The sequence below is a fragment of the Streptomyces sp. NPDC051218 genome, assembly GCF_044455475.1.
In the GTDB taxonomy this organism is placed as follows: domain Bacteria; phylum Actinomycetota; class Actinomycetes; order Streptomycetales; family Streptomycetaceae; genus Streptomyces.
This window is the reverse complement of record NZ_JBITEU010000002.1, coordinates 623,784-641,471: the sequence shown is the minus strand read 5'-3', so window position 1 is coordinate 641,471 and position 17,688 is coordinate 623,784. Positions and strand designations below refer to the sequence as shown.

The following is a 17,688-nucleotide window of genomic DNA, read 5'->3' as shown; positions in this document are numbered from 1 at the left end:
CCGGCCAGCTTCCTTGCATGCCCATGCCAGAAGCAATCGATGAAAGCCCAGACTTACGCCCCGCAGCTGCGCAGCAGCGCGCGCCCTTCCGCCGTCGCGACGTGGAGCGAACGCCCCGCCCTGCGGACCGTGGTCACCAGGCCCGCGGCGCGCAGCACCTTGACGTGCTGGCTTATGGCCGGATGGGTGACCGCCAGAAGACGGGCGAGCTCGACGGTGGACGAGCCGGTGCCGGCCGCTCTGAGGACGGCGGCGCGCGTGTGTCCGATGAGCGGCCCCAAGGCGCCGCCGTCCGGACGGTCGGCGGGTGCGGGGTCGTGCGTCCAGTCGCTCGCGTGGTCTATGGGATACACCAGGACAGGCGGCAGTTCGCCGTCGGCGAGCGTGACGGGCGTGGGCCAGCAGAAGAACGAGGGCTGCAGCGTGAGTCCTCGCCCGTCGAGAAGCAGCTCCTGATCGACCGGGTAGTCGACCTCCAACACCGGCGGCTGCCAGCGCAGTTGGGGTCCGAGCCCGGCGAGGAGCCCGTCGGTCCCGCCGTCGAGGAGGCTGTGCAGGCGGATGATGCGGTCGGCGTCGATCTGTGCGTGGATGCGGGGCCAGAACGGCGCGAGCGCCTCCAGGTGATACGTGTGGAGTGCTCGCCCCAACTTCCGCAGCGCGGCGGCGTCGCCTCGCGCCAGCGACTCCGTCCAGCCCGGCAGCCGACGGGACGCGGCCACCCGTGACAGGTCGGTGCGCAGCCGCGGCAGCGGGGTGCGTACGAGGGTGTCGACCGCGGCGTGGAGCGTTTCGCCCGCGCCGTGGGTGGGGGTGAGGAAGTCCGGGGAGCAGCCGTGCGGCGGCAGGAGCGGCGAAAGGAGTCGGCAGCTCTCCGAGAGTCGCGGCCTCGCCCAGCGCCGCCACTCCCCGAACGCCCTTGCTCCGTCGCGCCGTTGCAGCGTCTGTACGCTGTTGCTGATCTCCCAGAGGACGTCAGGACCCGAGGCGACCCGCACCCGTGCCAGGTCCTCGGCCGTGAAGTACACCCGCAACATGGCCCGCCTCTCCCCCGTGTGTCCCTTCGCCCCCTTGCGGCTGGCCTCCAGGCGAACGTCGCAAGGCAGTTGCTGTCAAGACGCCCGCGGGCGCCGGCGCGTTTTGCGGGCCCGCATGTCCGCGTACCCCGTCAGTCGTAGTCTCCGGAAGGCAGCGGCCAGGTCCGCGCCGCTCTCGTGAAGGACGCGGCGGGGCACACCCTGCTCCATGCCTCCTGGAAGCGTGCGTGCCCCCGATCGTCCATGCCCGTGAAGCGGAAACGGAAGCGGCGGCCTTGACGGATGTGGAGGTGCAGGACGGCCGTCCCGGCGCCAGGGCTGTCGGGCTCCTGAAACGGCGTGACCACCAGGTGCACCCGGCTGACCGAGGCCGCCGGGATCTCCACGGCCCGCCCGACGGCCCTGCGCAGTCTCAAGGCGGTCCGCTCGCCGGGGACCACGTGCACCTCGACGACGGCCCGGCTGTCGCGCACCCAATGGACGCCCACAGGCAGCGCGACGAGCAGCAGGCAGCCCATGACCACGGCGGCGGCGACGTGTTCGTCGGCGGCGAGCAGCAGGCCCCCGAGAGCGAGCCCCGCCCCGACCGTGACCGCGGCGCTCGGTATCCGGCGCCGCAAGTGCGCGCCCCGGTCCGCGGCACGCCAAAGGACCTCGCCGTTCGCGACGGCAGCATCGACATCGTCGTCATCCCGCATGCCGACATGATGACCGCAGGACCTGACGACACCAATGGGGCCGTCACCCTCAAGTCGGCGGGCGGGCCGCGGCGGGTGGTGGAGTGCGCGGTGATCGCACTGGCAGAGCGCGGAGGCCCCGCCCCCGACTGGCGGGCGGTCAGGGCTGCTGGGGCACGTTCAGGACGAAATCGAAGTCCGCCTCCTTCGCGTTCCCGACGCTACGTACGTTCATGAGCAGCCGGGCGTCGAAGATCGGGTCCGTGTCGTTGCGCGGCTCGCCGGGGAAGTACAGCTGGGTCGTGAGGACCGGGCGTCCCGGGGCCTGCACCTTGACGTGCAGGTGCCGGGTGCGGCCCGGGTAGAGGCCGGGCACGATCGTGGTGAGCCTGAACGCGCCGTTGGCGTCGGTGAATTGGTGCCCCCGGAAGCGGTAGCCCGTGTTGTCGTACGTCCCGTAGGTGTCGGCCTGCCAGAAGTCCATCAGGACGCGGGGTATCGGCCGGCAGGCGCGTCCGAAGACGTAGCCGGTGACGGTGAGCCGTGTGCCCGGTGTGCCGGGCTGCAGGAGCGAGGTGCGCCGGGGCGAGTTGGGTTTGAAGTACGGCCCCTCCATCTGCGGTGGCGTCGGGTCGTCGCCGTCGTCGCAGGCCGGGGTCGCCTCCGGCACGACGCCCCGCTCGCCGGCGGTCCGCGCCAGAGCGGGGACCCCCATGAGGGCCACGGGTACGGACATGCCCACCGCGGCGGCCGCTCTCAGGACGGTCTTGCGGCTGGGACCGCTGTCGCCGGTTTGCTTCGGCCTACTTGCCCCGGTGCCGATCTCGCGCTCCATCGCTCCTCCTGAAGGGGGTGGGGTGGGTTCCGGATCGGCTCCGAAACTATGCGCGGGGGCGTGCGCGGGCGATGGACTCAAGTCGGTGGTCGTGGTGAATATCGCCACCGCCGCGCCGGAAGTTTCCGGGACTCGCGCCGGTCTCGCGGCGGAAGAAACGGCAGAAGTAGGCAGGGTCCGCGAAGCCGACACGACCCGCGACCTGACGGACCGACAACTCCGTGCGCAGGAGCAGGCGTTTGGCCTCGTGCACCCGCGCCTGCCGGATCAGTTCGCCGGGCGTGCGGCCGGTGGTCGTCTTCACCGCGTCGCTGAGGTAGCTCTCGGAGACGCCCAGGTGCTGCGCGCACGCGCGCACGGACTGCAAAGAGCCTTCCGGAGTGCCGAGCAGCGTTACGAATTTGGCGGCGACGGAGCCGGGTCGTGTGCGCCGCGATGGCGGGTCCTGCGACTGGCGTGCGGGCAGCCGCGCCGCCCGCACCACGAGGACGTGCAACAGGGCCCGCAGCACGCTCTCGAACCCGTCGGCCCCCGCACGGTATTCACCGTCGAGGTCGGCGACGAGGCGCGCGGCCTTGTCGGCCGCGTCGTCGCGGAGTTCGAGCCATGAGCGCCGCCCGTGTTCCCGCAGCGCGCGGATGTCCGCGGGGTGGTCCAGGAGGAAGTCGTCGGTGAAGAGGATGACGCTCCCCTCGAGACTGGTGACGTTCTCCCAGTGGTGCACCTGGCCGGGGGCGATGAAGCACAGGTTCGGCGGACGCAGCGGGAAGTGGGCCAGGTCGACGACGTGCTCGCCGGTGCCGCCGGTGACGTGGACGATTTCGTGGAAGGTGTGCCGGTGCGGGAACGACGCACGCGACATCGGCCCGATGGTGTCGAAGGTGCCGATGGCGAAGGGCAGCGTGTTGGGCATGGGAACTTCCAGGCGATGCGTCGGCATGCCCGGATCGCCGGGTGATCCGCTGCTGCCGCCCCCGGGTAAGCCACTGTTCCCCTCGCCGGGCAGTACCGTTGTGCCACGCATGCGTACGCTCCTCACCCTGACCGGAGGCTGGTCCAGACCCTGACCGGAGGCTGGTCCAGACCAGCTGACTCCCTCACCATGGCACGCGGCGCCACCGGCGGGCAGGGGGCGGCCACAGTGCGCCGCTGAGCCGGGAGCGGCTCCCGGCGTGACAATGGTGGTGCGGAACACGCCTGCCGTTGCGGAGAGGCGGCCCACGGATGCCGTACATAACAGTCACCGCGCTGAGCCACCCCGGACTCGTACGCGATCACAACGAGGACAGCCTTGCCGTCGGCCCATGGACGCTGTGCGGGACGATGACCGAGAACCCGCAGACCCTGGGGTTCCCGCTGGGCAACCCCCTCGTCGTCGCGGTCGCCGACGGCATCGGAGGTCAGCCCGGCGGCGAGGTCGCCAGCGGCCTCGTCGTTCGGCAGCTGGCGATGATCGGGCACTCGCTGGACAGCGAGCAAGCCGTCCATGACGCGTTGAACGCCTGCAATCACGCCGTGTACGCGGCGGCCGAGCAGGACCCGGAGCTGACGACCATGGGAACGACGGTCGCCGGTCTCGTGCTCCTCGGGAAGGAATTGCTGGTGTTCAACGTCGGTGACAGCAGAGTGCTCGACGTGAGCCGCCGCGGCGCGGACGGCACCCTCCGCCAGGTGAGCGTCGACGACAGCCCGCCGCCCGCGCCCGGCAGGCGCACCACGTCGATCGTCACGCAGGCACTCGGCGGCGCGCTGCGATTCAGCGCGATCACACCGCACGTCAGCACCCTGCCGCTGATCGGAGGCGAACGCTTCTTGGTGTGCAGCGACGGCCTGACCGACCCCGTGCCCGAGGACACCCTCGACGAGATCCTCGCGGCCCACGACGGCGGCCGGGCGGTCTTCGAACTGTGGAAGGCCGCGATCGAGGCCGGCGGCCCCGACAACATCACGCTCGCGCTGATCACGGTCGTCGACGACGACTGACCCCGCATGGCCTGACGCCCGGCCCCGGTGTTCTCGCTGCGCCCGGTGGGAAACCGGAGTCCGCTGTTGCGATCCCGTAGGCTCGGCGAATGGCGAAGTATTTTGACGTGCACCCCGAGAATCCCCAGCAGCGGAGCATCAGCACCGTGGCCGACAGCATCCGCTCGGGTGCGTTGATCGCGTATCCGACGGACTCCTGTTTCGCCCTCGGCTGCCAGCTGGGCAACCGCGACGGCCTCGACCGGATCCGGAAGATCCGGAACCTCGACGATCGCCATCACTTCACCCTGGTGTGCGAGAACTTCGCGCAGCTCGGTCAGTTCGTGCACGTCGACAACGACGTGTTCCGTGCGATCAAGGCGGCCACCCCGGGCAGCTACACCTTCATCCTGCCCGCGACGAAGGAGGTGCCGCGCCAGCTCCTGCACCCGAAGAAGAAGACGGTCGGCGTCCGGATCCCCGACCACGTCGTCACGCAGGCCCTGCTCACCGAGCTCGGTGAGCCGCTGCTCTCCAGCACCCTGCTCCTGCCGGACGAGGAGGAGCCGCTGACCCAGGGCTGGGAAATCAAGGAGCGCCTCGACCACGTGGTGGACGCCGTGGTCGACTCGGGAGACTGCGGGACGAGCCCGACCACGGTCATCGACTTCTCCGGCGGCGAGGCCGAGATCGTGCGCCGAGGGGCGGGCGACACCTCGCGGTTCGAGTAGTCGCCGGGGGTCAGCCGGTGAGGCCGGTGACCCGCATCGTGATGTTCAGGCGGCCCGATGTCAGGCCGGTCGCGGGGTCCGCGGTGCCTTCGTGGACCTTGGGCACGCCGTGGAAGATGTAGCGCGAGGGGCCGCCGAAGACGAACAGGTCACCGGAGGCCAGCTCGACGTCGGTGTAGGGCTTGGTACGGGTCTCCGTGTTGCCCACGCGGAAGGCGCAGGTGTCGCCGATGGACAGGGAGACCACCGGGGCGGACGACCGCTCGTCCTTGTCCTGGTGCATGCCCATCTTGGCCTGCCCGTCATAGAAGTTGATCAGCGCCGTGTCCGGGGTGTAGTCGGCCGCGGCCGCCGGGTCGCCGTCGCCGTACGCCGCCGCGAGAGCACGGCGGCCGAGGTCGGCCATCCACTCCGGGAAAGCGGCGACCCGGCGGCCGTTCACGTCACCGGCGGTGCGCGTGTACCGGTAGGGCTGCCAGTGCCAGCCCACGCACACCGTCCGCACGGACATGACGCCTCCGCGCGGAAGCTCGGTGTGGCGGATCGGCACCGGCCCCGTGGCCCACTCCCGGCACGCCGTGACGAGTTCGCGCTGCTGGTCGAGGGTGAGCCACTCCGGCACATGTACGGCGCCGGGGGCGATCTCCCTGATGGGACGGGGGATCAGGGCGTTCACGAGGTCACCTCCGCGGGCGGGCGGGCGGTGACCCAGCGGTGGCGTACGTCCCAGGTGCCGCCGTCCGTGGTGACGCCGCGCAGGCCGTCAAGGACGTCGTCCCCGGCGAGTGCGGGGACGCGGGAGTCCTGGAGGGAGGCGAACGCGTAGGTGCGGGCCGGGTCCCAGTCGGTGGAGTGGCGCAGGCGGCGGGCCAGCTGGGCGAAGCCGAGGGGCGCCGCGGCCATCACCCAGGCGTCGGGGAGCTCCGCGGTCAGCCGGTGCGCGGGGCGCAGCCAGGACGCGGCGGTCTCCGGCCAGCTCACCGCGGTGAGGACCGTACCGCCGCGTTCCGTCCACGCGGCGGCGAAGGCTTCGGCGGCGGCGCGGGACGCCGTGTCGCGGCTGTGGCCGAGGGTGACGGTCTCGATGCGGGCCTTCGGGATCGTCAACAGGCCGACGAGAGCGTCGAGTTCAGCCTCGGTGTGGGCGGCGGGGGCGGGCAGGCCGGCGTGGGCGGACTGCTCGGCGGGGCGGATGAGGGGCGAGCGGGAGGATTCCCGTTCCTTCAGGATGCTCATGATGTGCGGGTGCTTTCTGCGTCTGCTTTCCATCGAGCGTACTGAGCGGGGAGGCAGACCGCACAGGGCCGGTATCCGGCCGCGACCGCGGTGGCCTCGTCGGCGAAGAACACCCGGTGGGCGGCGTAGGGGCCGCGGGCGACGGCCCGCAGCGCGGAGGGGCAGTCGAGTCGGCCGTACAGACGTCCGCGGCGGTGCCCGCCGAGCGTTCCCGGCGTGCCACTTGGGTACGGCATCCCGTCCGGGCCGCACAACCTGTACGTAGGCGGGCGGCGTGGCTCCCCGGCCCGGGAGGGAGCCCCGAAAGGGGGACCGGAGGGGTTCACGCCGCGTCGTGGAAGACCAGGCCGAGTGTGCGCCGGCGCCCGGAGCGGACGGTGCTCACGCCGTGCCGCATCGGCCCGGTCGACCAGCCGCGCTTGGACGCCACGGGCCGGTCGCGGGTCGTGAAGATCAGCCCGTGGCCTTGCGGCAGCGTGGTGGACGAGCCGCGTGACTGGGCGCGGGGACGCTGCTCGGTCATGATGAACTCGCCGCCGGTGAAGTCGGTTCCCGGAGCGTCGAGCCCGATGACGACCTGGAGCGGGAAGAGCATGTCTCCGAAGACGTCGCGGTGCAGGGCGTTCCAGTCGCCGGGTCCGTAACGCAGCAGGATCTGCGCGGACTTGGCCTGCCCGGCCGCGTGGCACATCTCCAGCCACTCCCCCAGGCTGTCGGCCAGGGGGCGGGCCTGTCGAGCCTGGCGGCCCAGTCGCGGGCGATGGGCAGCAGCAGGGGGTAGAACGCCTCGCGCACATCCCGTACGACATCGGGGAGTTCGTGGGTGAAGTAGCGGTACTGGCCGGATCCGAAGCGGTAGCGGGCCATGTCGATGGTGGCGCGGAAGCGGTCGGTCTCGTCGTACAGGGCGGCGATGGCGCGGCAGGCTCCGGGGGTCAGGAGCCGGCCGGTGAGGGCGTGGCCGTGCTCGTCGAGTTCGGCGGCGAGCGCGCCCCAGTCGCACGCTGCGACGCGTTCACCGACGCGGGTGTCCGCCGGCTGCGTGGTGTCGGTCATGATGAAACGTCCTTCATGGGCGTGCGGATCAGACGAGGGTGGGTTGCAGGGCGCCCTCGTGGGTGAGGAGGTGGACCTTGCGCTCCACGCCGCCCGCGTAGCCGCGCATGGAGCCGTCGGCGCCGATCACTCGGTGGCACGGGCGCACGAGGAGCAGCGGGTTCGCGCCGATCGCGGCGCCGAGGGCCTGGACCCGCGCACGGTCCACGCCGACGCGCACCGCGAGCTCGCCGTAGGTGGTGGTCGTGCCGTACGGGATCTCCTCCAGGCCACTCCAGACGCGCCGCTGGAAGTCGGTGCCGCTCGGGGTGAACTCGACGTCGAACGATCTGAGTTCACCGCCGAAGTAGGCGGCCAGTTGTCGTTCGATGCCGGAGAACCGGTCGGGTTCGTGGACCCAACTCCCCTGCACGGCAGGCGCGTTCCGCTGGCAGGACATGGACAGTGACGTCAGCGAGACCCCGTCCGCCGTAGGCACACCCACAAGCAGCAGCTGCCCGAGCGGACTGGGGACGGTGGTGTAGACGGTCATGGGGTGACCTCCCTTTCCCTTGCTCTACTTCCACCCCCAACAGTGCGGGGGCGCGAGCGGGGATGCTGGCGGAAATCGGACACCGCGCTGACGTATCGCGGCTGCCCGCGCCTCACTCACCGGGACGCCCGTGGTCCCCTAGCCCCGATCATTGACCCCCGGCTCGATGACCTCGTCCAGGACCTTTCGGGCCGCTTCGTAGACGGAGGCGAAGATCTCCGCTTTCAGGGCCTCGTTCGGGTCCTTCTTCTCGGGGCTGTCGGACTCTGCCTTCCAGTGCTGCTCCTCCTGCTGGGCCCAGGTCCGGGCTCGCTGGATGCGGCGGAGTAGTTCGTCGGCGTCCACGGTGTCAGTCATGCGGGGAATCTACCCACCCGAGTCCCATGCCAGCCGGACGTATCGAGGCTGCCGGGGCCTCCTTCGGTGGTGCGGCCGGAGTTGGCTTCGGCGGTGCGGCCGGGGTTCGCTTCTGGCGGCGCGTCATGCTCACCCCGACGAGTACGACCGCCATCCCCGCGGCGACCCGGAAGCTGAAGGCCTCGTCGAGCACGACGGCGCCCAGCGCCACCGACACCACCGGCAGGAGATACCCGACCGTCGCCGCGTTGGTCGCGCCCTCGTCCGCGATGATCCGGTAGGTGAGGTGGAAAGTGACGCCTGTGGCGAAGATCCCCAGGACGGCGACGGCGATCAGGGTCGTGGGGGCGACCTGGAGCGGCTGCGCGCCGCCGGCCGGCAGGGCAAGCGCCGTCAGGCCCGTCGCCGCCATGAGCTGGGCGGCGGAGAGGGACAGGGTGGGCACGCCCTTCCCGACCAGGTGGTGACCCATGTACGCGAAGCCGACGGCGTAACTCGCCGCCGCACCCACGATCGCGAGGGCGCCCCAACTCGTCAGCCCTGACTGCTCCCACGGGGCGAAGATCAGCGACGTACCCGCGAAACCGACGAGGAGCCCGGCGAGGCGGACCGGGCGCAGCCCCCGTTCCGTGCCGATGGCGAGGCCGATCAGGACGGACCACAGCGGCGTCGTCGCGTTCAGCGCCCCCGCCACCCCGGAGTCCACCGTCTGCTGCCCGACGCTGAAGAGCCCGAAGGGCAGGGCGTTGCAGAAGAAGGCGGCGATGAATAGGTGTTTCCACATCGCGCGGCCCCTGGGGAGGCGGTTGCGCGTGAGGAGGAGCAGGACCGCCAAGGTCGCCGCCCCGAGTGCGCAGCGCACCAGGGTCACCTGCACGGGAGACAGGCCGTCAAGGGCCAGTTCGATCCACAAGAAGGTCGATCCCCAGAGGAGGGCGAGTACGCCCACCCTTGCCGCTGCCCACGTTCTGCCGGGAACGCCGTTCACTGTTGCTCTCCTCGCTCACCTGGTGCGCCTGGTTCGCCGCACCGTGGTCCTCGGGCCGTTGTCAGTGAACGATGCCGTCGCCGACATGAAAGGACAAGCAAAAGGTTTTGAAGCTTCTTTAAGCTCTGCTACATCCACAGCTGCATTCCGCTGGCTACTTCAGGACGCTGACCCCGTTCGCCGTCACGATGGCGGCGATGGCCAGCCACTCCACCCCGTCCAGGGACTGCCCCAGGACGACCATGCCCACCAGGGCGGCGAGGACCGGGTTGACGCTCATGAAGATCCCGAAGAAGCGGGCGTCGACCCGGCGCAGGGCGAGCAGGTCGGCCAGGAACGGGACCGCCGAGGAGAGGATCCCGGCGGCGGCAGCGCAGGCCAGGGCGGTGGGCGTCGGCGTGTGGTGGGCGAACACGACGATGCCGACCGGCAGATAGAGGAACCCGGAGATTCCCGCGGCGGCGGCCGCGCCCTCGACGCCCGGGATACGGGCTCCGACCGTACGGTTCAGCAGGATGTACGAGGCCCAGCAGGCCGCGGCGAGCAGACCGAGCGCGATGCCGGCGTAGTCCGTGCTGGCTTGCGGGCGGGCCAGCGCGACCACCGCGGCCCCCGCCACGACCGCGCAGCCGAGGTCCACCGCACGGCGGGAGGCGGCGAGCGCGACGGTCAGCGGGCCGAGGAACTCCAGGGTCACCGCGAGGCCGAGGCCCACGCGGTTGATCGCGGTGTACAGCGAGAGGTTCATGGTGGCGAAGACCGCCGCCAGGCACAGCAGCGGCCACCACTGGCGCCAGGTGAAGGCGCGCACCTTGGGCCTGCCCACGGCCAGGAGCACGGCTCCCGCGACCCACTGCCGTACGGCCACGACGCCGACGGGGCCGATGACGCCGAACGCCAAGGCGCCCGTGGCGGCACCGACCTGGTTGGACAGACCACTGCCGAACATCATCACCATGCCCGGGAGGCGGCCGCCTCGCCAACTCCGCGCCGGGTCACCGGCATTCGTCGGGGGTCCCTGGACTTCGGCGGGCACGGGTCGGCTCTGGGACATGCGCATGCACCGCAGGATGCGTCACTCGACCGCATACGAGAAATGCATGCGAGCCACCATCCATACGTTCTGGTTATCCATACGCTTGAGTTATCCATGCGCCCCCAGCAGTCCATACACTGAGGCCATGGATCTGGAACTGCGGCATCTGCGCTGCCTGGTCGCCATCGTCGACACCGGCGGCTTCACCGATGCCGCCGCCGAGTTGGGTGTCTCCCAAGCGGCCGTCTCCCGCACCCTCGGCGGACTCGAAGCGGTGCTCGGGGTGCGCCTGCTGCACCGCACCAGCCGGAGCATCACGCCCACGACCGCGGGAGTGCAGGTGCTCGCACGGGCCCGGCATCTGCTCGCGGAGGCCGACGACCTCATCCGCGAGGCGACCACCGGACACACCCGGCTGCGCATCGGCCACGCCTGGTCGGCGATGGGCCGGCACACGGCTGAGTTCCAGCGCCGCTGGGCCGCAGGCCACCCCGACGTGGAGCTGTACTTGATCCGGACGAACTCCGCGACCGGCGGCCTCGCCGAGGGCCTGTGCGACCTCGCCGTCGTCCGCACCGCCTTCGACGAGACCCGTTTCGCCAGTGCCGTCGTCGGTCACGAGCGCCGCTTCTGCGCCCTGGCCAGCGATGACCCGTGGGCCAAGCGGCGCTCCGTCCCCCTGGCCGACATACGGGACCGCACGCTCCTCATCGACCGGCGCACGGGCACCACCACCGCCGAGCTGTGGCCCGAGGAGGCCCGGCCCCCGGTGGAGTACACCCAGGACATCGACGACTGGCTGGCCATCATCGCGTCGGGGCGCTGTGTCGGCCTCACGCCGGAGAGCACCGCCAACCAGTACCGCCGCGACGGCGTCGTGTTCCGCCCGCTGCGCGACGCCGACCCCATCGCCGTCCATCTCATCTGGCGTCGCCACGACCCACATCCGGTGACGCACGCCGCCGTGGCGCTCCTGACGGACCTCTACCGCAAGTGAGCCCACCGGACACCACCGACTAGCACAACAGTGTCAACAACCCCATGCCCCAGGTGATGTTGCTGTGGCAGACTGCGGCGATCCAAGCGTCTCTCAGCAGCAACGGAGTACGTCATGACCGCAGGTGAGCCCCAGCCGACGATCGACACCAGCAAGCCGCATCCCGCGCGTGTCTACGACTGGTTGCTCGGCGGCAAGGACAACTACCCCGTCGACGAGGCCGTGGGCGAGAAGCTGCCGCCCGAGGCGAAGGACGCGGCGCGGCAGAACCGCGCGTTCATGAACCGCGCGACCGCCTGGCTCGCGACCCAGGGCGTGGACCAGTTCCTCGACATCGGCACCGGCATCCCCACCGCGCCGAACCTGCACCAGATCGTCCAGGAGACGGTGCCGGCGGCGCGCGTCGTCTACACCGACAACGACCCCATCGTGCTGCGCCACGCCGAGGCCCTGCTGGTCAGCCACCCCGACGGGGTGACCGACTACATCCAGGCGGATGTCCGCGAGCCGCTGGAGATACTCGGACACGCCCGCGGCCTCCTCGACTTCGACCGCCCGATCGCCCTCTCCCTCATCGCGCTCATGCACTTCCTGCCGGACGACCAGGACCCGTACGGCATCGTGAGCACGCTGGTGGGCGCGCTGCCGTCCGGCAGCCATCTGGTGCTCTCGCACGCCTCGTCCGACATCTTCCCCGAGCTGGCCGAGCAGGTCACCGCCGAGTACGCGAAGGGTGGCATCAAGCTTGGATTCCGGACCCGTGCGGAGGTGAGCCGCTTCTTCGAAGGACTCGACCTCGTCGACCCGGGCCTGGTGACGGCCACCGAGTGGTTCAAGGACACCGAGCGGCCGGACGCGGAGGCCAGCGGGATCTACGCGGCTGTGGCGCGCATTCCCTAGTCGCTCCCCTGCCGTTCCTCGTCGTTCCTGGTCGATGTCATGAACGCGTTCGGAGCGAACGCGTTCGTGCAGACAGCTCCCCAGAGCTTGATTGACGATCAGCGCGGGCGGGCATCACCGAGGGGCAGGATCGGCCGCGCAAGACATGCCGCGGCCCCGGTGAGCGGAAGTCGTTGCGAGCAGCCGGTTGTCCCAGGGGAGGGAAGTGAGTCGCCATGCGTGCGCACAAGCGCGCCCATCGGCACGTCGCCCGCGTTGAGTACGCACTGCCGCAGGAAGCCGCTTCGGCCGGCCAGGCGCGGAAGTTGACCTCCGCGTTCCTCACCCGGCCTCGTCGGCACCTGACAGAAGTGGACGCCGAGCGGGTGGACGATGCCACGCTGATCGTGTCCGAACTCGTCGCCAACGCCACCCAGCACGGCCGCAGTTCCTGCCGACTGCGCCTCGAGGTCTCCGACGACAAGGTGACCGTCGAGGTCCACGACGCGAGCCCCGTCGGCCCGCGCGTGCTCAAGCCGAGTACCGACCGGGACAGCGGACGGGGTCTGGCCATGGTGCGTCATCTCGCCGCGCGCCTCGAGGTCGTCGGCAGCGGCCGACGCGGTAAGACCGTTCGGGCGGTACTCGCCTAGGGCCGTTCGGGCGATGTTCGCCGGAGGGCCTAGTGGCTCGCACCCTGGGCCGCAACGTCCTCGCAACCTCGCGCGCGGTTGCATGGGCCCATGACCGATACTCCGCGCGTGGAGCTGACCCCTGCCGCCGCCGATCTGGTGCGGCGGTTGCGGGAGGCCCACGGCCCCCTGATGTTCCATCAGTCCGGCGGATGCTGCGACGGCAGTGCGCCCATGTGCTACCCGGAAGGCGAGTTCCGCACCGGTGATTCCGACGTGCGCCTGGCGTCGCTGACCGTGGAGGGAGTGGCGGAACCGGTCTCCTTCTGGATGTCGAAGAGCCAGTACGACGTGTGGAGCCACACTCGGCTGATCGTGGACGTGGTGCCCGGCCGGGGCAGTGGCTTCTCCCTCGAAGCCCCGGAAGGCGTACGTTTCCTCATCCGTTCCCGACTGGTCGGCACCTAGACACCGACCCTGCACCCATCCGGCGCTGCCCTCTGGTGGACTTTCTGACCGACCCTCAGACTGGGGCGGTTGGACGGCCAGAAGGACTTCAGGGGGCTACGGGTGGCATCACCTCGCAAGCACATCTTGGGACGGTTCAGAACGGCGAGAGCGGCGCTCTCAGTATTGACGGCATTCGGAACGCTGGCCGGTGCGGCTCTGCTGGGAGCGGCACCGGCCGGCGGCGTGGAGGCGGACGAGAAGACTGCGGCGTCGCGGATCGCGCCGGGCGTGGAGTACCGGCAGTTCGACATCCCGGCCTCCCACGGCACGGCCCGCGCACACGTACTCGACGTCGATCTGAGCAACAAGAACACGGGAGTCGACCTGCTGTATCCGGGCGCGGTGGGCGCCCGCTCCGTCGTCTCCGCGCTCGCGGACGGAGCGGGGGCGGTCGGCGGGATCAACGGCGACTTCTTCAACATCTCCGAGACCCAGCATCCGGGCGTCGAGCCCACCGGCGCGCCCGTCGGCCCGGCGGTCGCACGGGGCCGGGCCCTCAAGGCGGCGGTGCCCAACGGTCAGCGCTTCGGGCCCGCGATGCCTCCCGGCGTGACCACCGAAGCCGTGCTCGGCGTGGGCTTCGACCGCAGGGCCCGCATGGACAACCTCAGCCTCGACGGCGAAGTACGGACCGCGCAGACCCGATTGCCGCTCGGCGGGCTCAACCAGTACGCCATCCCGGTGGACTCCGTCGGCGCGTTCACCAGCGACTGGGGCAGCACATCGCGGGTGCGTTCCACCTGCGGCACCGACACCAGCCGCGGCGCCCCCTGCAGCACGGACACCCATGAGGTGACGGTGCGCGACCGCCGTGTCGTGGCAACCGCGGGCACACCCGGCAGCGGTCCGGTGGCCGCCGGCACCACGGTCCTCGTCGGACGCGAGGCGGGCGCTCAGGAGCTGCGCAAGCTCTCGATCGGCGACCGGGTGCAGGTCAAGCACCGGCTGGTGGCGGCCCACTCCGGCGCCCCGTTCCGCTTCGCGCTCGGCGGCTTCCCCGTCCTGCGCGACGGCGCCCCGCTGCCCGGCCTCGACTCCGTCACGTCGGCCGTGCGCACAGCGGTCGGGATCTCCGACGACGGCCGGCGCCTCCTGCTGCTCTCGCTCGACGGCTCCCCCGAGTTCCGTACGGGGCTGACCATCGCCGAAGTCGCATCGGCCCTGCGGGAGTTGGGCATGCGGGACGGCTTCAGCCTGGACGGCGGCGGCTCATCGACCCTGGCCTCCTCCACCACCCTGGTCGCGAGGGCCCCGGGCGCCGAGGCCGTCACCGTACGCAACAACCCGAGCGGCGGCGTGGAACGCGCGGTGCCGAACGGCATCGGCGTGTTCTCCCAGGGCTAGCCGACGGGCGTGTTCACTCGGTGTCCCGCACCGCCACCAGGCCGTTGAACACGCCCACGTACGCGGTGCCGTCCGGCCCCAGAGTCACCGGCGCCCAGTTGTTGTCGTACGCGACGCCCGTACCGGCGAGCCGTTTCCACTTGGTCTCGCCGGTGCGGAAGTCGACGGCCGTCAGGTACCACGCATCGATGCCGATGCTGCTCGGCTCCTTCGTGTAGAAGTACAGCAGGCCGTTGGCGGTGGACAGTTTCGGCACGTTCGACGGGGCGCGGACGCCGCTCTCCCACACCGTGTCGCAGCCGCTGCCGTCCTCGCGTACGTCGATCCTGCTGACGCCGCCGACGACACTGCGCCCGAAGGTGAGCGAGGTGATGTTCTCGTAGCCGTAGTTGTTCTCGACGACGAGGCTGTTGCCCCAGGTGATCAGCGAGTTGTCGGTGGTCGACGCGCCGGAGCGGAAGACGGGGACCTTGCAGACGAGGCGCTTGTCGTCGGCGATGTCCTCGCCTCTGCGGTAGACGAGGACGTTCATGCGGTCGTCGGCGTTGTCGGTGATCGCCACGTACTCGTCGTCGCCCTTGCCGAAGAGGTCGGGCGTAGTGCCCGAACCCTGGTTGACCGAGCCGGGCTTGGTGCCCGTCCCCCGGTCGTACGTCTGACGCCAGACGGCCTTCGGGGTGCCGTCCGCGTCCGCCCGGAAGCTGTAGAGCGCGTGGTCGGAGACGATCGAGACGCCGTCCTCGGCGACGGAGAACGAGTTCTGGATCTCCTCGCCGTCGAGCCGGACGGAGCGGACGTCACCGGACGCGGGGTCGACGGTGCCGACGCGCCCCTGCCGGGTCACCCACCAGATGCGGCCGTCCCAGTCGGGCATCACCGACGTGACCGGGTCGCATTCACCACTCGGGTAGAGATTCGACCAGGTCACGCAGTCGTGCGGGACGTGCGTCGTCAGATCCCAGTCCTTGTCGACGACGAAGCGCCAACTGCCGTCCGCCGCCTGCTCGTGCGCGAGGCGGACGATGTGCTGCCGGGAGTCGGCGAGGACGAGCCGGTCCTCGTTGTCGAGGTAGGAGTAGGCGCCGCCCGAGGTGTCCTTGAAGATCTTCGAGAAGTCCAGGCGCGTGATCGCCTCGACGGTGGAGGGGCGCTGCGGGAGCTTGTACTCGGCGAGCGTGTCCATCGTGTCCGGGTCGAGCAGCTTGACCAGGAAGCCGGTGAACGTGCCGCAGACGGTGATGATGCGGCCGGCCCGGTCGAAGGTGACGGTGGCGCACTCGCCACCGAGCGCCGCCATCTTCTCGCTGCTGACCTGAGGCTTCTTCCCCAGCGGCCCGTTCCAGGGATACGTCCCGCTGCCCGCGGCATCCGCGTGCATACCGCTGCGGCCGTTCGCTGCGAGATACGGGTGCTGGGGCGGCTGTTCACCGGGCAGCGGCCGAGGATCGACGGGCGCGCCGGTGTACTGATCGACGAGCCGGTGCCCCGGCGCCTTCGGTATGTCGTCCGCCAGGGCGGCAGGGCCGAGGGACACGGCCGAGACCGTGAGGGCGGTCAGGGCGACGGCGGTGCTGAGGGTTCTACGACGCGGCATGGGCCGAAGCTAGGGGCAGCGCCTTGAAGTGTCCATGGAAACGTGACAGTTGTTCACGAACACGCAACGATCATGGCCCGAGGGTCATGGCTGCAAACCGCTGACGATGTCCGCGGCGGCCGTGACCCCGTTGTGAATGGTCGGCGCCATGCTCGAACTCGCCAGATAGAAGCCGAGCAGCGCACAGACGATGGCGTGCGAGAACTTCAGCGCGCCGTTGCGCAGAAAGACCACTGCCAGGATCACGAGCAGCAGCACCACAGAGACCGAAATGGCCATGGGGACAACCTCCTCCGCCACGTCAACACCGCGGCTTTCGGCCGAGTGTGGCGCAGCGGAGGGACCATCCGGACGACCGGCATGTCCTCCGAACGGGTGTTATGTGCCGGGGCGTTGCTTCAGCGGCCCGAAGCCTGGCGCCCGCGAGCGTCGAGGAACGCCTCGAGCCCCGCCAGGTCGTCCGTGTTCAGGTGGTCGACGCCGGCGGCGAGCAGCTCGCCCCACACCGCGTCGCGTGCCGGGCCCGCCAGGTCGGGTGTCGCCCAGAAGCGGACGCGCTGACCGCGCTTGTGCGCGGTGGCGACGATGCCGCGCAGCTTGTCGCGCTCGGCGGCGGGGATCGCGCCGACGCCCTGCCAGCTGAAGTTGAGCGTCCAGTTGTCGCTGATCAGCGGGATGAGCGAGGCGGGTGCCGGGCCGCCCAGATCGGCGAGGCGGCCGTCGTAGAAGGCGCGGCGCACGCGCTGGGCCTCCATCGGCGCGCGGGCCGCGCGGTCGCCGGAGATCACCGCCGTCACGGGTCCGCGACGCACCTTGCCGTGGGAGTACGTGGTGAACAGGTGCCGGTAGCGCCGCAGATGCCGGTCGAGTTCCAGGTAGGTCGCGGCGCCCTCGGTCTTGATGTCGATCAGGAGCTGGAAGGGGGTGCGGTGGTGACCGCGGTACACGGAGCCGTGGTTGGCGCGCACGCGGGCCGCCAGGGGGTCCAGGTAGAGGGATTCGAGGGTGCGGGTGGGGTCGAGGTCGATCGGGTCGTGCGCGACAAGGAGTTGTCCGTCGACGAGGTAGATGTCGGCCTCGACGCTGCCGAAGCGGTGGTCCAGCGCGTCGTACAGGGGGCGGGGGTGCTCGTAGTCGTTGTGCGCGTGGGCGCGGATGAGGGGGCGGGGGTGATGCCCTCGCTCGGTGGCCTGGGCGTACGCGGGAACGGCGGCGGTGCCGGCGAGTGCGGCGCCGATGGTCAGGGCTCTACGACGGGTGACGAGTGCCACGGAGACTCCCGGGG

The 17,688-nt window shown here is 70.6% G+C and carries 20 protein-coding genes and 2 pseudogenes; 7 read left to right on the top strand and 15 right to left on the bottom strand.

The genetic code is table 11. The features are described 5' to 3' along the window. Window positions 1-53: 53 nt before the first annotated feature. From ACIBCK_RS09315 to ACIBCK_RS09300, 4 genes and pseudogenes are all read right to left on the bottom strand, one after another. The gene (locus ACIBCK_RS09315) at window positions 54-1,037 is read right to left on the bottom strand and encodes an ArsR/SmtB family transcription factor (protein ID WP_399388267.1); all 984 of its coding nucleotides are present in this window, start codon (window positions 1,035-1,037) and stop codon (window positions 54-56) included. Window positions 1,038-1,168: 131 nt separating this feature from the next. Next, entirely contained in the window at window positions 1,169-1,735 is a 567-nt protein-coding gene (locus ACIBCK_RS09310; protein WP_399388265.1) for a hypothetical protein, read from the bottom strand. A gap of 142 nt (window positions 1,736-1,877) precedes the next feature. After that, a pseudogene (locus tag ACIBCK_RS09305) lies at window positions 1,878-2,549 on the bottom strand (dioxygenase); the annotation flags it as partial. A gap of 46 nt (window positions 2,550-2,595) precedes the next feature. Continuing rightward, window positions 2,596-3,573, bottom strand: a complete 978-nt coding sequence (locus ACIBCK_RS09300) for an AraC family transcriptional regulator (RefSeq protein WP_399388264.1) — start codon at window positions 3,571-3,573, stop codon at window positions 2,596-2,598. A gap of 200 nt (window positions 3,574-3,773) precedes the next feature. Between ACIBCK_RS09300 and ACIBCK_RS09295 the strand changes: the two genes are divergently transcribed. Beyond that, on the top strand, window positions 3,774-4,532 hold the full coding sequence (locus ACIBCK_RS09295) for a PP2C family protein-serine/threonine phosphatase (RefSeq protein WP_399388262.1): 759 nt from the start codon (window positions 3,774-3,776) through the stop codon (window positions 4,530-4,532). Window positions 4,533-4,621: 89 nt separating this feature from the next. Next, the gene (locus ACIBCK_RS09290) at window positions 4,622-5,242 is read left to right on the top strand and encodes an L-threonylcarbamoyladenylate synthase (protein WP_367038942.1); all 621 of its coding nucleotides are present in this window, start codon (window positions 4,622-4,624) and stop codon (window positions 5,240-5,242) included. Between the two features lie 10 nt (window positions 5,243-5,252). Here the strand turns inward: ACIBCK_RS09290 and ACIBCK_RS09285 are convergent, their stop codons facing one another. The 8 genes and pseudogenes from ACIBCK_RS09285 to ACIBCK_RS09250 all read right to left on the bottom strand — a co-directional run bounded on the left by ACIBCK_RS09285 (window position 5,253) and on the right by ACIBCK_RS09250 (window position 10,471). After that, entirely contained in the window at window positions 5,253-5,918 is a 666-nt protein-coding gene (locus ACIBCK_RS09285; RefSeq protein ID WP_399388260.1) for an alpha-ketoglutarate-dependent dioxygenase AlkB family protein, read from the bottom strand. Beyond that, window positions 5,915-6,478, bottom strand: coding sequence for a hypothetical protein (locus tag ACIBCK_RS09280; RefSeq protein WP_399388258.1), 564 nt, complete (start codon window positions 6,476-6,478; stop codon window positions 5,915-5,917). Before ACIBCK_RS09280 ends, ACIBCK_RS09285 begins: the two co-directional genes overlap by 4 nt. Beyond that, complete coding sequence (locus tag ACIBCK_RS09275; protein ID WP_399388256.1) at window positions 6,475-6,714, bottom strand: Ada metal-binding domain-containing protein; 240 nt, start codon at window positions 6,712-6,714, stop codon at window positions 6,475-6,477. The genes ACIBCK_RS09280 and ACIBCK_RS09275 overlap by 4 nt, the downstream gene beginning before the upstream one ends. An 86-nt stretch (window positions 6,715-6,800) precedes the next feature. Continuing rightward, window positions 6,801-7,534 (bottom strand): annotated as a pseudogene (locus tag ACIBCK_RS09270) (2OG-Fe(II) oxygenase). 28 nt (window positions 7,535-7,562) lie between these two features. Next, window positions 7,563-8,066 carry a methylated-DNA--[protein]-cysteine S-methyltransferase gene (locus ACIBCK_RS09265; protein WP_399388253.1) on the bottom strand — a complete coding sequence of 168 codons (504 nt, stop codon included), beginning with the start codon at window positions 8,064-8,066 and terminating at the stop codon, window positions 7,563-7,565. 138 nt (window positions 8,067-8,204) lie between these two features. Further along, window positions 8,205-8,423: a hypothetical protein gene (locus tag ACIBCK_RS09260; protein ID WP_399388251.1), complete on the bottom strand. Its 219-nt coding sequence runs from the start codon at window positions 8,421-8,423 to the stop codon at window positions 8,205-8,207. Continuing rightward, on the bottom strand, window positions 8,416-9,411 hold the full coding sequence (locus ACIBCK_RS09255) for a DMT family transporter (protein WP_399388250.1): 996 nt from the start codon (window positions 9,409-9,411) through the stop codon (window positions 8,416-8,418). Before ACIBCK_RS09255 ends, ACIBCK_RS09260 begins: the two co-directional genes overlap by 8 nt. Window positions 9,412-9,565: 154 nt before the next feature. Beyond that, window positions 9,566-10,471, bottom strand: a complete 906-nt coding sequence (locus ACIBCK_RS09250; protein ID WP_399388248.1) for an EamA family transporter — start codon at window positions 10,469-10,471, stop codon at window positions 9,566-9,568. 121 nt (window positions 10,472-10,592) lie between these two features. Here ACIBCK_RS09250 and ACIBCK_RS09245 point away from each other — a divergent pair, with 121 nt between their 5' ends. From ACIBCK_RS09245 to ACIBCK_RS09225, 5 genes are all read left to right on the top strand, one after another. Beyond that, complete coding sequence (locus tag ACIBCK_RS09245) at window positions 10,593-11,444, top strand: LysR family transcriptional regulator (RefSeq protein ID WP_399388247.1); 852 nt, start codon at window positions 10,593-10,595, stop codon at window positions 11,442-11,444. 114 nt (window positions 11,445-11,558) lie between these two features. Continuing rightward, window positions 11,559-12,344 carry an SAM-dependent methyltransferase gene (locus tag ACIBCK_RS09240; RefSeq protein WP_399388245.1) on the top strand — a complete coding sequence of 262 codons (786 nt, stop codon included), beginning with the start codon at window positions 11,559-11,561 and terminating at the stop codon, window positions 12,342-12,344. A 215-nt stretch (window positions 12,345-12,559) separates the two neighbouring features. Continuing rightward, window positions 12,560-12,976, top strand: a complete 417-nt coding sequence (locus ACIBCK_RS09235) for an ATP-binding protein (protein ID WP_399388243.1) — start codon at window positions 12,560-12,562, stop codon at window positions 12,974-12,976. 90 nt (window positions 12,977-13,066) lie between these two features. Further along, a complete protein-coding gene (locus ACIBCK_RS09230; RefSeq protein ID WP_399388241.1) occupies window positions 13,067-13,423 on the top strand; it encodes a DUF779 domain-containing protein in 357 nt (118 codons plus the stop codon). Window positions 13,424-13,588: 165 nt separating this feature from the next. After that, complete coding sequence (locus tag ACIBCK_RS09225) at window positions 13,589-14,809, top strand: phosphodiester glycosidase family protein (RefSeq protein ID WP_399388239.1); 1,221 nt, start codon at window positions 13,589-13,591, stop codon at window positions 14,807-14,809. A gap of 13 nt (window positions 14,810-14,822) precedes the next feature. Here the strand turns inward: ACIBCK_RS09225 and ACIBCK_RS09220 are convergent, their stop codons facing one another. The 3 genes from ACIBCK_RS09220 to ACIBCK_RS09210 all read right to left on the bottom strand — a co-directional run bounded on the left by ACIBCK_RS09220 (window position 14,823) and on the right by ACIBCK_RS09210 (window position 17,674). Continuing rightward, the gene (locus ACIBCK_RS09220; RefSeq protein WP_399388237.1) at window positions 14,823-16,403 is read right to left on the bottom strand and encodes a hypothetical protein; all 1,581 of its coding nucleotides are present in this window, start codon (window positions 16,401-16,403) and stop codon (window positions 14,823-14,825) included. Between the two features lie 84 nt (window positions 16,404-16,487). Then, window positions 16,488-16,682, bottom strand: a complete 195-nt coding sequence (locus ACIBCK_RS09215; RefSeq protein ID WP_383313680.1) for a hypothetical protein — start codon at window positions 16,680-16,682, stop codon at window positions 16,488-16,490. A 119-nt stretch (window positions 16,683-16,801) separates the two neighbouring features. Next, a complete protein-coding gene (locus tag ACIBCK_RS09210; protein ID WP_399388235.1) occupies window positions 16,802-17,674 on the bottom strand; it encodes a phosphatidylinositol-specific phospholipase C/glycerophosphodiester phosphodiesterase family protein in 873 nt (290 codons plus the stop codon). Window positions 17,675-17,688 lie beyond the last annotated feature (14 nt).

What these genes read in the sequence shown, in the direction of transcription:
- ACIBCK_RS09235 (WP_399388243.1), top strand. Translation starts at nt 12,560, where the DNA reads ATGCGTGCGCACAAGCGCGCCCATCGGCACGTCGCCCGCGTTGAGTAC.
- ACIBCK_RS09245 (WP_399388247.1), top strand. Translation starts at nt 10,593, where the DNA reads ATGGATCTGGAACTGCGGCATCTGCGCTGCCTGGTCGCCATCGTCGAC.
- ACIBCK_RS09300 (WP_399388264.1), bottom strand. Translation starts at nt 3,573, where the DNA reads ATGCGTGGCACAACGGTACTGCCCGGCGAGGGGAACAGTGGCTTACCC.
- ACIBCK_RS09250 (WP_399388248.1), bottom strand. Translation starts at nt 10,471, where the DNA reads ATGCGCATGTCCCAGAGCCGACCCGTGCCCGCCGAAGTCCAGGGACCC.
- ACIBCK_RS09220 (WP_399388237.1), bottom strand. Translation starts at nt 16,403, where the DNA reads ATGCCGCGTCGTAGAACCCTCAGCACCGCCGTCGCCCTGACCGCCCTC.
- ACIBCK_RS09310 (WP_399388265.1), bottom strand. Translation starts at nt 1,735, where the DNA reads ATGCGGGATGACGACGATGTCGATGCTGCCGTCGCGAACGGCGAGGTC.
- ACIBCK_RS09290 (WP_367038942.1), top strand. Translation starts at nt 4,622, where the DNA reads ATGGCGAAGTATTTTGACGTGCACCCCGAGAATCCCCAGCAGCGGAGC.
- ACIBCK_RS09315 (WP_399388267.1), bottom strand. Translation starts at nt 1,037, where the DNA reads ATGTTGCGGGTGTACTTCACGGCCGAGGACCTGGCACGGGTGCGGGTC.
- ACIBCK_RS09295 (WP_399388262.1), top strand. Translation starts at nt 3,774, where the DNA reads ATGCCGTACATAACAGTCACCGCGCTGAGCCACCCCGGACTCGTACGC.
- ACIBCK_RS09240 (WP_399388245.1), top strand. Translation starts at nt 11,559, where the DNA reads ATGACCGCAGGTGAGCCCCAGCCGACGATCGACACCAGCAAGCCGCAT.
- ACIBCK_RS09275 (WP_399388256.1), bottom strand. Translation starts at nt 6,714, where the DNA reads ATGCCGTACCCAAGTGGCACGCCGGGAACGCTCGGCGGGCACCGCCGC.
- ACIBCK_RS09215 (WP_383313680.1), bottom strand. Translation starts at nt 16,682, where the DNA reads ATGGCCATTTCGGTCTCTGTGGTGCTGCTGCTCGTGATCCTGGCAGTG.
- ACIBCK_RS09260 (WP_399388251.1), bottom strand. Translation starts at nt 8,423, where the DNA reads ATGACTGACACCGTGGACGCCGACGAACTACTCCGCCGCATCCAGCGA.
- ACIBCK_RS09265 (WP_399388253.1), bottom strand. Translation starts at nt 8,066, where the DNA reads ATGACCGTCTACACCACCGTCCCCAGTCCGCTCGGGCAGCTGCTGCTT.
- ACIBCK_RS09230 (WP_399388241.1), top strand. Translation starts at nt 13,067, where the DNA reads ATGACCGATACTCCGCGCGTGGAGCTGACCCCTGCCGCCGCCGATCTG.
- ACIBCK_RS09280 (WP_399388258.1), bottom strand. Translation starts at nt 6,478, where the DNA reads ATGAGCATCCTGAAGGAACGGGAATCCTCCCGCTCGCCCCTCATCCGC.